The organism is Streptomyces sp. TOM-9, from assembly GCF_056858595.1.
In genome coordinates this window covers 6973802-6987908 of the sequence record NZ_JBXEQB010000001.1, presented here as the reverse complement: position 1 = coordinate 6987908, position 14107 = coordinate 6973802, and the positions used below count along the sequence as shown (strand labels likewise).

Here is a 14107-nt window from a genome sequence, read left to right as displayed (position 1 = left end):
AGCCGTGCGACGCCCGCGACATGGCCCGGGGCACCACATCGCGGGCGCCGCGCGTGGTGCCCCGGACCGCTCAGTCCCTCCGGTGCCCGGGCAGCGCCGGGGGCTCGCCGCGTACCTCCCGCCAGTGGTCGAAGACGTACTCCAGCACGCCCTCGCCGCTGGTCAGGGCGGGCAGTCGGCGTTCCAGGGCGTGCACCTGCGATGCGGGGACGTCGCCCTCGACGACGTAGGACGCACCCTGCGGCGCCGAGGTGCGCGGCACCGCGCCCAGCCGGGCGAGGACGGGCAGCACCCGGGCGTAGGCCTGCTCGGGGAGGTCGAGGGTGAAGCGGTGGACCGGCTCGCAGACGACCGTGCCCGCCTGTTCCAGCGCGCGCATCAGCACCACCGGGGTGAGGCCCCGGAAGTCCCCGGCGGTGCTCGACATGCTCTTGTCGAACACCGCGTGCGCGTGGCTCTGCCGAGCGGCGTAACCCGAGTGCGTCATGGTGACCGTGCAGTCGACGACCCGCCAGCCGTACAGGCCGTGCCGCAGCGTCTCGGTGACGGTCTCCTCGACGGCCCGGATGAAGGCGTAGGGCATGGAGCCGAGTTCGACCTCCAGACCGAACGCCACCCCGCTGCCCGTCGGTGCCGGGTCGACGCGCAGTCCCACGGTCGCCAGGAAGGGGTTGGAGCCGGTGTGGATGACCTCGGCGGCCGCGCCCGTGCCCACCGGCCGCTCGATGTGGATCGTCGTGGTCTCCTCGAAGGTCACCTCGACGCCGAAGTCGTCCGCCAGCGTCGCCTGGACGACCTCCTTCTGCACCTCTCCGTAGAGGGAGACGGCGATCTCCTGCCGCACGTCGTCCAGCCGCAGGTCGATCAGCGGGTCCTGTTCGGCGAGCCGGGTGAGCGCCACGTGCAGCGCGCCCGCGTCCGCCGGCCGGCGGGGCACGACGACCGTCTCCAGCGTGGGCGGCGCGAAGTGCCGGTCCGCGCCGGGGGCCGTACGGTGCGGTTCGCCGATCGCGTCACCGACGCGGATCCCGCCGAGCCCCCAGAGCCTGCCGATCTGCCCCGCGCGGACCGCCTCCCCGGGCGTGTCCACGCCGCGCTCGAACACGCTGACCGCGGTGACCTTGCCCTCCTCCCCGGCGCCGTGCGGCAGGCGGTCCCGTACGCGGACGGTCCCCGAGAACATCCGTACGTGGGCAATCTTCTCCCCCGCGGGGCCGCGTTCGATCTTGAAGACGGTGCCGGAGACCGGGCCCTCCGCGCTGCTCGCGGCGACGGGGAGCAGTTCCGCGATCCCCCGGACCAGGGCGTCCACCCCGGCTCCGGTGACGGCCGATCCGAAGTAGACCGGATGGACCAGTGCCCCGCGCGTCTGGGCGGCGAGTGCCGCCCGCAGCCGCGGGTAGGACGGCGCCGTCCCGTCCGCGACGTAGGCGGCAAGGAGCTCCTCGTCCCGCACGGACAGGACGTCCAGCAGCCGGGTGGTGAACCCGGTGTCGTCCGGACCGTACGGCGTGGAGCGCGCGTCCCGGGTGCCGAGGCCCTCGACGCGGCCCATGGCCACGCAGCCCTGGCTGAGCCGCTCCGCGAGGGCGCGCAGCACTTCGGCGTCCCTGGCGCCGGAACGGTCCGTCTTGTTGACGAAGAGCAGGGTGGGGATGCGCAGCCGGTGCAGCGTCCGCATCAGCACGCGGGTCTGCGCCTGTACGCCCTCCACCGCCGACACCACGAGCACGGCGCCGTCGAGGACGCCGAGCGCCCGTTCCACCTCCGCGATGAAGTCCGGGTGGCCGGGGGTGTCGATGAGGTTGACGGTGATGTCGTCGCCGATCGCGAACGAGGCGACGGCGGACCTGATGGTGATGCCCCGCGCCCGTTCCAGGGCCAGGGTGTCGGTCTGGGTGCTGCCGTCGTCGACGCTGCCGAGCGTGTCGATGACGCCGGCGGTGTGCAGCAGCCGCTCGGTCAGGCTGGTCTTCCCGGCGTCAACATGCGCCAGGATCCCAAGGTTGAGCACGTGCATGGAATGCCATGTCCTCCGAATGGGCGATGAATTCGGGCTGGGTGGACATGTGCAGTCCCCGCATGATCACGACTCCCCGGTGGATGGCCTGTGGTCCTGGCAGTGCAGCAGAGGCCGCGGGCCGGGGGCAACCGGATTACCCCCTGCCGCCGGCCGGCCGGCGGCACCCGGGCGGCTCAGGGGACGAGGACCATGCGGAAGCGCGCGGCGCCGGACATCATGCGGGCGAACGCCTCGTTGACCTCCTCCAGCGGCACCGTCTCGGTCATCGGGCGGATCCCCGCGAGCGCGCTGAAGTCCATCGTGTGCTCGACGTCGCGCGAGGTGCCGGACGGGTGCCCGACGACCGAACGGGACGACAGGATCAGCTGGGCCGGGGTGATCGGCAGCGGCTCGGAGTCGATCCCGATGACGATCAGCTCGCCGCGCGGCTGGAGACCCTCGACACCGGCCGCCATGGCCTGGGAGTTGGAGGCCGTGGCGAGCACCGCGGTGGCCCCGCCGAGGGCCTGGATCTCCTTGGCCGGGTCGCCGGCGGAACTGTCGATGTAGTGGTGGGCGCCGAGCTCCATGGCCAGGGCCCGCTTGTCCTCGCCTCGCGCCACGGCGACCGTCTCGAAGCCGAACGCGGCCGCGTACTGCACCGCGAGGTGGCCGAGGCCGCCGATGCCGATCACCGCGACGAGGTCGCCGGGCCGGGCGGAGCTCTTCTTGAAGGCGTTGTACGTGGTGACGCCGGCGCAGCCGAGGGGGGCGGCGTCGACCGCGGTCAGCCCGTCGGGGATCCGGGCCAGCGCGTTGACCGGCGCGACCATGTGCGTGGCGTAGCCGCCCTCGTACGCCCAGCCGGGCACCTGCAGGTTCCGGCAGTCGATGAAGTCGCCCTCTCGGCAGGGCGGGCAGTGCCCGCAGTGCCCGCCGAACCAGCCGACCTCCACGCGGTCGCCCACCGTCCAGTGCCGCACGCCCTCACCGAGGGCGTCGATGCGCCCGGCGACCTCGTGGCCGGCGACCAGGGGGAAGGTGATGTGGGGGAAGGAGTTGTACACGAAGCCGGCGTCACTGTGGCAGACGCCCGACGCCTCGACGGCGATCCGGACGTGGCCGGGGCCGGGCTCCGGCAGCGCGCGCTCGACGATTTCGAATGGTCCGCCCGGTTCTGCGACCTGGGCCACCCGCATGGAGTTCATGGCCGTCCGTGTGTGAGCAGTTGCGGCGCGTGGCGCCCTTCCCACCCATCGTGACCCCGGGGGCGTGATTTCTCGCGCCGAGCACCGGTCGCCGGGCCGCCGGGCGGGGAGCGTAGGCTGCGCCCAGCCGACCGAGGGATCACCGTGAAACTACCCGCCGACCTGCTCGACCTCCTGCACCGCCCGAGCCTGTGCTTCCTGGCGACCACCATGCCGGACGGCTCGCCGCAGCTGACCCAGACGTGGGTCGACACGGACGGCGAGCATGTGCTCGTCAACAGCGTCCAGAGCCACGTGAAGACGCGGAACATCGCGCGGGACCCGCGGGTGGCCGTCGCCGTCTCCGATCCGGACGACCCGTCCCGCTACTTCCAGGTCCGCGGGCGCGTGCGCGAGGTGACCACGGAGGGCGCGGCCGACCACATCGAGAAGCTCTCGCACCGGTACACCGGCGGCCCCTACCCCTGGTACGGCGGCCGTGACCAGGTGCGCGTGGTCTTCGTGATCGAGGCCGAGAGCATCAGCGGCACGGCGTGACCGCGGCGGGTCCGCGACCGCGGCAGGCGGCCGCGGACCCCGGCCCGTTCAGCCCGTGGCGCCGGGCACGCGCTCGATGACGGCGGCCAGGTCCGTCCCGGCCGGGAGGGTGCCGAAGGCCAGGCCCCGGTCGCCGGCCAGGCGGGAGGCGCAGAAGGCGTCCGCGACCGGTGCCGGCGCGTACCGGACGAGCAGCGAACCCTGCAGCACCAGCGCCAGGCGCTCGACCAGACGGCGGGCCCGCAGCGGGGCGTCCTCGGTGGGCACCAGCTCGCCGCGCACCTGGCGCCACGCCTCGTCGAGGCGGGCGTCGCCGCCCGCGGCGGCCTCGACCTCGGCGCGGAAGGCATCGAGGGAGTCCGGCTCACGGGTCAGGGCGCGCAGCACGTCGAGGGCGTTGACGTTGCCCGAGCCCTCCCAGATGCCGTTCAGCGGGGCCTCGCGGTAGAGCCGGGGCATGCCGGACGCCTCGTCGTAGCCGTTGCCGCCCAGGCACTCCAGCGCCTCCGCGACCGCCGCGGGCTGCCGCTTGCACACCCAGTACTTGCCGACCGCGGTGGCCAGCCGCAGGAAGGCCCGCTCCTGCGCGTCCCCGCGGCGGGCCCGGTCGACCGCTCCGGCGACGCGCAGCGCGAGGGTGGTGGCGGCCTCGGACTCCAGGCCCAGGTCGGCGATGACGTTGCGCATCAGGGGCTGGTCGATCAGCCGGGCCCCGGACACCGCGCGGTGGCGGACGTGGTGGGCGGCCTGGGCGAGCGCGGCACGGGTGCCGGAGGCGGAGCCGAGGACGCAGTCCAGCCGCGTCATGGTGACCATCTCGATGATGGTCCGTACACCCTGGCCCTCGGGACCGACCAGCCAGGCCACGGTGTCGTCGAACTCGGGCTCGCTGCTGGCGTTGCTGCGGTTGCCGAGCTTGTCCTTCAGCCGCTGGATGCGGAAGGTGTTGCGGCTGCCGTCCGGCAGCACCCTGGGCACCAGGAAGCAGGACAGGCCCGCGGGGGCCTGGGCCAGCACGAGGAACAGGTCGTTCATGGGCGCGCTGGTGAACCACTTGTGCCCGCGCAGCCGCCAGGTGCCGTCCGGCTGCTCGACGGCGGTGGTGGTGTTGGCCCGTACGTCGGTACCGCCCTGCTTCTCGGTCATCCCCATGCCCGCCAGGAGCCCGCGCTTGCCGGCGGGGGCGCGCAGTCCGGGGTCGTAGACGCGGCTGGTGAGCAGCGGCTCGTACACCGCCGCCAGGTCCGGCGCGGCACGCAGCGCGGGGACGACGGCGTAGGTCATGGACACCGGGCAGCCGTGGCCGGCCTCGGCGGTGCTCCACACCATGAAGCCGGCCGCGCGGGCCACGTGCGCGCCGGGCCGGTCATCGGCCCAGGGTGCGCCGGCGAGGCCCTCGGCGAGGGCGACCTCCATGAGCGCGTGGTAGGAGGGGTGGAAGTCCACCTCGTCGACACGGTTGCCGTACCGGTCGTGGGTGCGCAGCACCGGCTCGTACCGGTTGGCCTCCTCGGCCCAGCGCTGCACCTGCTCCGATCCGGCGAGCCGGCCCAGCCGGTGCAGGTCGTCGACGTACCACCCGGCTCCCTCGCGGCGCACGCCCTCCAGCAGCACGACGTCTTCGGCGACGTCGTGGCCGACCAGCGGCGGGGCCTGGTTGGTCACCTCGTGCGTGCGCGCGGTGGGGTTGCTGCGCGGCGCGGCATCTGCGATCGCGGTCATGGCAGTCGGGCCCTTCGTGGTCGTGGGGAGTCAGACGGCGGGCGCGGCGCCCGCGCAGCGCAGGGACATCGCCACCAGTTCGGTGACGAGGTGGTCGGCGGCGGCGCCCTCGGCGGGGGCGGACAGCGGGTCCACCAGGACCTCGCCGATGGCCCCGGTCAGCGCCGCCGCGGTGACCTCGGGGTCCTGGGCGGGGAGGAGCCCGGCGGCCATCCCTTCGCGGATCACCTCGGCGAAGACGGCACGGTAGCGGCGCCGGAAGTCCAGGCGCTCCGCGCCCAGGGCCGGTTCCGCGGGGGCCGCGAGCAGGGCGTGGGCCAGTCCCCGGTTCTCCATGGCGCGGCGGGCGAAGACGGTGACCCCCAGGGTCAGCCGCTGCACCGGGTCGCCGGCGCCGTCGCGGAGCACCTCGCCGAGCACCTCGACCTCGCGGCCCGAGGCCCGTCGGAAGACCTCGACCGCGAGCGCGCCCTTGGACGCGAAGTGCTGGTACACCGTGCCCACGGACATGCCGGCCGCGGCCGCCACCGCGGTGACGGAGGCGTTCGCCCAGCCCACGTCGGCGACGACGGCCGTGGCCCGCGCCACCAGGTGCTCCCTGGCAGCGGTCAGGCGGTCCTGCACCGCGGGGGTCTTCCGGTAGGCCATGGCAACAAGTGAAGCACCGTTCAGAGCTTCGAGCCACCCCTCGGCCGGCCGCGCCGCCCGCGGAGCCGGCGGATCGCGCCGCAGCTCAGGGCAGCCCCGTGACGGGACCCGCAACTGCTGCCGCACATCTCTTGGTTGCCGCTCGATCTGCACGTTCCGCCCGCTCCAGGGCCGCTCCGCACGCCACGTGGTGTGCCGTCGGGAAGACGCGCAAGGGATCCCCTGCGGGGTGAACCCAAAGATCAGGCCATGTTTTCGGGCTTTCCGGCCAGGCTTTGCGAGTCGATGGGCGTCCCATGGGCGTCATGAATTCCGATCATGCTCGCCCCGCACTTCGAGCACCGGTTGTTCTCGGCCACACTTCCTCCATCAACGCCCGGGCCGGCATCGCGGCATGCACCGGCGCCTTGAGGCGGTCGCGCCCGGCATTGGACACACCGTCACACTTCGGAAAGATCAAGTAGTGCACTACAGCGGGGAGTTGTCGCCTGGCCGCGCGATGGCGCGAAGGCGCCCATGGGCGGTCAGCGCTCGACGGATCCAGCCTCAAAGCTTGAGCACAAATTACACACATTCACTCTTCATACCGGCGCCGATGGTCTAGATTGACCTTGCTTCAGCCGTTCGGGCACGAGGCGACCATTAATGATCTACAGGTTCGGCGCAACGGAAAGCCAGCAGTCGCGTACCCGGCGCCAGACGTGGGGGTGATCGGTCCTTGGAGCCCGAGAAGGGGCCTTGGGTGCGGGGAGCCCTGAGGTTTCGACGGGTTCCGGCACATCTCGAGAGTTCAGCGGAACCGGTAAGTCCGCTTCCGCCAGGGTGGGTTGTTCAAGTGACTCCGAAATAACCGGGAGTCATGCGCGGGAGGCGGGGGCCTCCCGAGGGGAGGAACGGTGCGGGAGGCGGGGGCCTCCCGGGGGGAGGGACCGTGTTGGGCGAACACGTCGAACCACTGGGGACCTGGGGGGTTCTGTGCGGCATGGGGGACTAGTCAGCCCGTTTCCGTCAGCACGCGAGCATCTGGGGAACGGCGCGATCAGCCGGCCCGCAATCGAATGGGAGCAGCGGTACCGCCGAGCCGTGATCACCAGCGACACGGTGGCCACCGCCTTCGTGGTGGCCGCGATCGGCAGTTTCTTCGGGGTCCGGGACGCGGCCAACTGGCACGAGAAGTGGGGGATCCTCGCCTTCGGCACCGAGCTGCTGGTGCTGGGGACGCTTGCGGTGAGCCGCTCGTGGGCTCCGGCCGTGCTCGGCCAGGGCGCCGAGGAGTTCCGCCGGCTCGGACGCTCACTGTGCACGGCGGCCGTCGTGCTGGCGCTCGGCGGGGTCGCCGTCACCTCGCGCAACATCAAGCTCTGGATCTTCGTCGCGATCCCGGCGATCGCACTCGTCACCATGACCGAGCGGTACCTGCTGCGCCTGTGGCTGCACAAGCAGCGGAAGGAAGGGCGGTGCCTGCGACCGGTGCTCGCTGCCGGGAGCCCGGCCACCGTGCGCGACCTGATCACCCGGATCCGCAAGTTCCCGCACCTGGGCTGGCAGGTGGAGGCCGTGTGCACGGCGGACGCTCCCGGGCTCGACGGTGACCACGTGGACGGGGTGCCGGTCGTCGGCCGGCTGACCGACGTCGCGGGCCACGTCCGCCGCAACGGCTACCGTGTCGTCGCGGTCACACCGGACCCGCACTGGTCACCGGACCGGCTGCAGCGGCTTGCCTGGAACCTCGAGGGCAGCGACGCCGAGATGGTCGTGGCCCCCGTGCTGATGGAGGTGGCCGGCCCGCGGCTGCACGTCGACGCGGTGCTGGGGATACCGCTGCTGCGGCTCAGCATGCCGACCTTCACCGGGGGCCGCCGCGCGGTCAAGGAGGTCGTCGACCGGCTGGGCGCGGCGGTCCTGCTGATGCTGTTCGCGCCGCTGATGGTGTTCGTCGGGCTGCTCGTGCTGGCCGACAGTCCGGGTGGGGCGTTCTACCGCCAGCGCAGGGTCGGCAAGGACGGACGCGAGTTCACCATCTTCAAGTTCCGCACCATGGTCTCCGGGGCCGACAGGGCACGTGCCGAGCTGGCCGACCGCAACGAGGGTGCCGGCCTGCTGTTCAAGCTCCGCCGGGATCCGCGGGTGACCCGGGTGGGAGCGGTGCTGCGCCGGTACTCGATCGACGAGCTCCCGCAGCTCTTCAACGTGCTCACCGGCTCGATGTCGCTCGTCGGTCCGCGGCCTCCGCTGCCGGAGGAGTCCGCCGCGTACGGCCCGGACATCCGGCGGCGGCTGCTGGTCAAGCCCGGGCTCACCGGCCTGTGGCAGATCAGCGGACGCAGCGACCTGCCGTGGGACGAGGCGGTCCGGCTGGACCTGCGGTACGTGGAGGACTGGTCGCTCGCCCTGGACACGGTGATCTTGTGGAAGACGCTGCGTGCGGTGCTCCACGGGCAGGGGGCCTACTGATGCGCGGAGGTCGTCGTCCGGCCGGCGCGAGGATCGCAGGCCGGGAGAGCCTGCCTGGGGGGAGGAACGGGTCATGAGGGTCAGCGTTTTCGGGCTCGGCTACGTGGGCTGCGTGTCGGCAGCGTGCCTGGCCAGCATGGGTCACGAGGTCATCGGGGTGGACGTGAACCCGGTGAAGGTCGACCTGGTCAACGACGGCAAGGCCCCGGTGGTCGAGGAGCGGATCGGCGAGCTCACCGCCGACGTCGTGCGGACCGGAGCGCTGCGCGCCACCGGCGACGTCCGCGAGGCGATCATGGGCAGCGAGGTGTCACTGATCTGCGTGGGCACACCGTCGGAGCCCAACGGCAGCCTGTGCACCACGTACTTGGAGCGGGTCACCGAGCAGATCGGCGCCGCGCTGGCCGAGCGGGGTGGGCGGCACACCGTCGTGTTCCGCAGCACCATGCTCCCGGGCACCTGCCTGAACCTGCTGGTGCCGATCCTGGAGAAGTACGTCGGCGGCACGGCCGGGGTGGACATCGGGGTCGCGGTCAACCCGGAGTTCCTGCGCGAGGGCACGAGCGTGCGGGACTTCTTCGACCCGCCCAAGACCGTCATCGGCGAGCTCGACGCGGCGAGCGGCGACGTGGTGACGGCGCTGTACGACGGCTTGCCCGGCGAGGTGTTCCGGGTACCGGTCCCGACGGCCGAGGCGATCAAGTACGCGGACAACGCGTTCCACGGCCTCAAGATCGGCTTCGCGAACGAACTGGGCGCGGTGTGCCAGGCGCTCGGGGTGGACTCGCACCAGGTGATGGACGTGTTCCTGGCCGACCGCAAGCTGAACATCAGCCCCGCCTACCTGCGGCCCGGCTTCGCCTTCGGCGGCTCCTGCCTGCCCAAGGACCTGCGCAGCCTGGTCCACGCCGCGCAGCGGGCCGACGTCTCGGTGCCGATCCTCGCCAACGTGCTGACCTCCAACTCCGAACATCTGCAGCGCGCGGTGGAGCTGGTCGAGCGCACCGGCAAGCGCCGGGTGGGCCTGTTCGGGTTGTCCTTCAAGCCCGGCACCGACGACCTCCGCGAGAGCCCGCTCGTCGAGCTGGCGGAGAGGCTCTTCGGCAAGGGGTACGACCTGCGCATCCACGACGCCAACGTGAGCCTGTCCCGGCTGATGGGCGCGAACCGCGAGTACATCGAGACCCGGCTGCCGCACCTGGCGCAGCTGCTCGGGGACTCCGTCGGCGAGGTGCTCGAGCACGCCGAGGTGGTCCTGGTCGGGACCAGGGATCCCGCCGTGCTGTCGGCGCTGCCCCATGGCGACGGCCCGCTGATCGTCGACCTCATCCGCCTTCCCGACGCCGAGGCGCGCCGGGCCGAACCGGGGTACATGGGCCTTGCTTGGTGACACGACCAGCGGCGACCGGCCGGACCGGCGCGCGCTGATCCTGGTGGAGAACCTGTCGGTGCCGTTCGACCGGCGGGTGTGGCAGGAGTGCACGACGCTGCGCGACGCGGGCTGGGAGGTGCACGTCATCTGTCCCCGGGGGAGCAAGCGGGACACGGAGCCGGAGGCGGAGATCGACGGGGTGCGGATCCACCGCTACCCGTTGCGCGCCGCCACCGGAGGGCCGGCCGGCTACCTCGGCGAGTACGGATCGGCGTTGTGGCACACGTTCCGGCTGGCCCGCAAGGTCGGTCCGGTCGACGTGGTCCACGCCTGCAACCCGCCCGACCTGCTGTTCCTGCCGGCGCTGTGGCTGAAGCGGCGCGGCGCGCGGTTCGTCTTCGACCAGCACGACCTGGTGCCCGAGCTGTACCTGTCCCGGTTCGACCGCGGGAAGGACCTCCTCTACCGCGCGGTGTGCGCGCTGGAACGGCGGACCTACCGGGCCGCGGACGTCGTGCTCGCCACGAACGAGAGCTACCGGGACGTCGCGCTGCGCCGTGGCGGCAAGCGGCCGGAGGACGTCTTCGTGGTGCGCAGCGCGCCCGACGTCGACCGTTTCCACCCGGTACCGCCGGAGCCGGAACTGAAGCGCGGCAAGCCTCATCTGCTGTGCTACCTCGGTGTCATGGGTCCGCAGGACGGCGTCGACTACGCCTTGCGGGCCCTGGCGAAGCTGCGCGACGAGTTCGGGCGGAGCGACTGGCACGCGGTGTTCGTCGGCGCCGGCGACGCCTTCGACGCGATGGTCGAGCTGTCCCGGCGGCTCGGGCTCTCGGACCAGGTGCAGTTCACCGGGCGCATCCCGGACGCCGACCTGGTGCGCTACCTGTCGACCGCGGACGTGTGCCTCTCCCCCGACCCGCGCAATCCGCTCAACGACGTGTCGACCATGAACAAGGTCCTGGAGTACATGGTGATGGGGCGGCCGATCGTCTCGTTCGACCTCCGGGAGGCACGGGTCTCCGCCGGTGACGCCGCCGTCTACGCGCCCGCCAACGACGAGGCCGAATTCGCGGGGCTCATCGCACTGCTGCTGGACGATCCGGAGGAGCGGGCCCGGATGGGCAAGATCGGCCAGGAGCGGATCACCGGGCAGCTCTCCTGGCGCACCTCGCAGCGGTCGCTCCTCGCCGCCTACGCCGCCGCCTGTCGTGACCGGGCTCCGGCGTCGGCGGGCGACCCGGTTCCGACAGAGAAAAGGCCGCCCCGTTGAGCGATGACACGATACGCCTGGCCATGATCGGGCGGATGATCCGTCGGCGCTGGCGGCTGCTCGCCGTCCTCGCCGTGGTGGGCGGGCTCGTCGGCTACGGCGCCTCCTTGCTGTTCCCACCGCGGTACACGACGTCGGCATCGGTACTGCTGCCGGGGGCGTGGGAGGAGCGCGAGCTGCTGACCCAGTCGGAGATCGCGACCAGTTCGGTGGTGCTCGACCGGTCGGCCGCCACGCTCGGCTGGGCCGGGGTCGGCGGCGCCGAGCTGCGGGACCGGGTGAGCGCCAAGGCCACCGAGGGGAACATCATCAAGATCTCGGGTACGGCCGACACCCCGGAGCGCGCGCAGCGGCTCTCCGACGAGGTGGCCCAGCAGTACGTCACCTTCGCCGCACGGGTCGTGGGCGACAACACCGATCCCGAGGCGTCGGCGAATCCCGAGGCGCTGCGGGAGCTGATGGAGCAGACCAGCCGCCGCATCACCGACCTCGCCAAGGCGGCCGATCCGGGCCGGACCGTGGAGAGCGTGCAGGCCCGCACCGAGCTCGAGAAGCTGCGCACGACGCTGGAGCAGGCCATGGACAAGCTGGACCAGACCGATCCGGCGACCAACAAGGCCAACATGGTCGTCATGGGGGCGGCGGCCCGGCCGATCGGCCAGGCACCACCGACCAGGACGCAGTTCATCGTCACCGGGGCGCTGCTGTTCCTGCTGTTCGCGGTCGTCGGCCATCTCGCCGCCGCACGGATGAGTCGCCGGCCGCGCACCGAGCCGGAGATCGCCGCGGCGCTGGGTTCGGCGCTGCTGGGTACCGTCGACGTACCTGAGGGACGGCGCGCGCACCGGCCGGAAGGCCGTGGCGCGCGGACCCGGATCCGCCGGCTGCTGGGTGTCGACACCCGGTGGGACGTGCCGGCCCTGCACGCGTCCGGTGACGAGGCCGGCAGGAAGATCCGCTACGGCCGGGTGTGCGCTCGCCTCCGGGACCAACTTCCGGCCCCCCGGCGGCTGCTGGTGGTCGTCCCGGACGGCGACGGGACCGCCCGCCGGGCCGCCGAACAACTCGTCGCCGAGGCCGGGAGCGATCCGCTGCTGCGGGTGGTGGGGGTTTCGGTGTCCCGGCCGTTGGTGCCGGACCGCGACACCGAGTCCGGTGTCCTGGTCGTGCTCAGCGCGGGCAGCTGGACGGCAGGGGAGCTCGCCGGCATCGGCGAGGCATGTGCGGACGCCCGGCATACGGTCGTCGGCATCGTCGTCGCCGGCGCGGTCAGGGACCGTCGGGCCCGGTCTGCCGCGCGTCCTCCGGACGGCGCCACGCCGGCGGTCACGGTGGGCGTCGACGCGATGGGAGGTTCGGTGTGACGACGAGCACGACTTCGCAGTCGCCGGCAGCCGCTCCGCTGCTGGACCTGCAGGCGCTGGTGGTGGCGGTACGCAGGCGCCGCCGCCTGTGGTGTTCCGTGGCGCTGCTGGGGTTGCTGGTCGGCGCGGGGGGCGCGGTCCTGCTGCCACCGCAGCCGACCGCGGTGACCACGGTGCTGGTCGCCCATCAGGCGGACCAGCCGAACGACCCCGGAACGCTGATCCGCACCGACGCCGCGCTGCTGGAGACCACGCAGATCGCCGGTGAGGCCCTGCGGTCGCTGAGGTCCTCGGAAGACCCGGAACACTTCATGCGGGACTACCGGGGCATCGGTCTGACCAACAACCTGCTGCAGATCAACGTGACGGGTGACAGCGACGCGGAAGCCGTGGCCCGCGCCAAAGCACTGGCCGACGCCTTCGTCGCGGACCATGTCGAGCGGATACAGAAGGCCGCGAACGCCGAGGCCAAGACCCTGCTCGACCAGCGTGACCGCATGCGGGACGAACTCGCCCAGGTCAACAAGTCGATCGGAGAAGGGCCGCCGGAGAGCGACCCGAACGCGTCGGCGAACCTCGAGTCGCTCTTCGCCCGCCGGGCCGAACTCACCTCGCGCATCGCCGATTTCGACCAGCGCGCCGCGGAGGCGGGCGTCGGCACGCCCCAGCTCATCGCCGGCACGCAGATCGTGGACGCCCCGCGCGCGGTGCAGCACTCCCTGCCCAAGGCCGCTGCCACCAACTCCGCGATCGGACTCGGCCTCGGGCTCGTGCTCGGGCTCGCGCTGGCCGCGGTCGGCGCGGTGGTGGCGGACCGCCCCGTGCTGCGCCGGGAGATCGCGGCGAACCTGGGCGCCTCGGTCATCGCGGAGCTGCGCCGCACGCCCCGCCGCCGGTCGGCCGGGCGGTGGCAGCGCCGGCGGACCCGGGCGGCACGCGAACGGCTCACCGCGACCCTGGCCCGCACCGTACGCGGCTCCGCGGAACCGGTGTCGCTGCTGGAACTGGGCTGCGCACGCGGCGTGAGCGTGATCGCCCTGGACCTCGCCGGCGCACTGGCGGCGGATAGGCCCGTGGTGATCATCGACGGTCTGCCCGGCCGGCAGCTCGCCAACCGCCGCCGGAAGTCGGGAGACCCGGCCGTGGTCGTCGGCGAGCGTGCCGCGACCGTGTCGGACGAGGTGCGCCGGCTCGGCGTCGGCTCGGTCGCGCCCGGCACGGCGTGGACCGACCTCCAGTTCCTCGGCACCCAGACGGTGCTCGTCGTGCGTGCCGGGCACGGCAGCGCCGCATGGCTGCACACCGTGGCGCGGCAGCTCGCGGACCTGCGCATCCCGGTGATCGGTGTGGTGCTGATCGACCCCGATCCGCGTGACCGGACCGACGGCACGCTGTGGGACGGGCTGCACACCGCGCTGCGCGGCCACAACGAACGGCTGGCCCGGCAGAGCGGGACGGGCCAACCGCGGCCGAAGCAGCCGTCGTGGGCCGCACGGGTCCCGGACAGCGACCAGGAGGCGCGCTAGA

At 72.6% G+C, this 14107-nt stretch carries 10 protein-coding genes; 6 read left to right on the top strand and 4 right to left on the bottom strand.

Translation table 11 applies throughout. The annotated features are described in order from the left end of the window. Positions 1 to 70: 70 nt before the first annotated feature. Together AC1VWI_RS32455 and AC1VWI_RS32450 are read right to left on the bottom strand one after the other, a co-directional pair. Positions 71 to 2020 (bottom strand): GTP-binding protein, encoded by a 1950-nt coding sequence (locus AC1VWI_RS32455; protein ID WP_499514549.1) that lies wholly within the window; start codon positions 2018 to 2020, stop codon positions 71 to 73. 176 nt (positions 2021 to 2196) lie between these two features. Further along, the gene (locus AC1VWI_RS32450) at positions 2197 to 3210 is read right to left on the bottom strand and encodes an alcohol dehydrogenase (RefSeq protein WP_499514548.1); all 1014 of its coding nucleotides are present in this window, start codon (positions 3208 to 3210) and stop codon (positions 2197 to 2199) included. Positions 3211 to 3354: 144 nt separating this feature from the next. Here AC1VWI_RS32450 and AC1VWI_RS32445 point away from each other — a divergent pair, with 144 nt between their 5' ends. Then, a complete protein-coding gene (locus tag AC1VWI_RS32445; RefSeq protein ID WP_499514547.1) occupies positions 3355 to 3747 on the top strand; it encodes a PPOX class F420-dependent oxidoreductase in 393 nt (130 codons plus the stop codon). Positions 3748 to 3795: 48 nt separating this feature from the next. On the opposite strand, the gene AC1VWI_RS32440 is transcribed toward AC1VWI_RS32445, so the two are convergent. Next, positions 3796 to 5469: an acyl-CoA dehydrogenase family protein gene (locus AC1VWI_RS32440; RefSeq protein WP_499514546.1), complete on the bottom strand. Its 1674-nt coding sequence runs from the start codon at positions 5467 to 5469 to the stop codon at positions 3796 to 3798. Positions 5470 to 5499: 30 nt separating this feature from the next. Beyond that, positions 5500 to 6117, bottom strand: coding sequence for a TetR family transcriptional regulator (locus AC1VWI_RS32435; protein ID WP_499514545.1), 618 nt, complete (start codon positions 6115 to 6117; stop codon positions 5500 to 5502). 975 nt (positions 6118 to 7092) lie between these two features. Between AC1VWI_RS32435 and AC1VWI_RS32430 the strand changes: the two genes are divergently transcribed. From AC1VWI_RS32430 to AC1VWI_RS32410, 5 genes are all read left to right on the top strand, one after another. Then, a complete protein-coding gene (locus tag AC1VWI_RS32430; RefSeq protein WP_499514544.1) occupies positions 7093 to 8571 on the top strand; it encodes a sugar transferase in 1479 nt (492 codons plus the stop codon). A 73-nt stretch (positions 8572 to 8644) separates the two neighbouring features. Further along, complete coding sequence (locus tag AC1VWI_RS32425) at positions 8645 to 9961, top strand: nucleotide sugar dehydrogenase (RefSeq protein ID WP_499514543.1); 1317 nt, start codon at positions 8645 to 8647, stop codon at positions 9959 to 9961. Beyond that, positions 9951 to 11216 (top strand): glycosyltransferase family 4 protein, encoded by a 1266-nt coding sequence (locus AC1VWI_RS32420; protein WP_499514542.1) that lies wholly within the window; start codon positions 9951 to 9953, stop codon positions 11214 to 11216. The genes AC1VWI_RS32425 and AC1VWI_RS32420 overlap by 11 nt, the downstream gene beginning before the upstream one ends. Beyond that, complete coding sequence (locus tag AC1VWI_RS32415) at positions 11213 to 12580, top strand: YveK family protein (RefSeq protein WP_499514541.1); 1368 nt, start codon at positions 11213 to 11215, stop codon at positions 12578 to 12580. The genes AC1VWI_RS32420 and AC1VWI_RS32415 overlap by 4 nt, the downstream gene beginning before the upstream one ends. Next, a complete protein-coding gene (locus tag AC1VWI_RS32410) occupies positions 12577 to 14106 on the top strand; it encodes a Wzz/FepE/Etk N-terminal domain-containing protein (protein ID WP_499514540.1) in 1530 nt (509 codons plus the stop codon). Before AC1VWI_RS32415 ends, AC1VWI_RS32410 begins: the two co-directional genes overlap by 4 nt. Position 14107 lies beyond the last annotated feature (1 nt).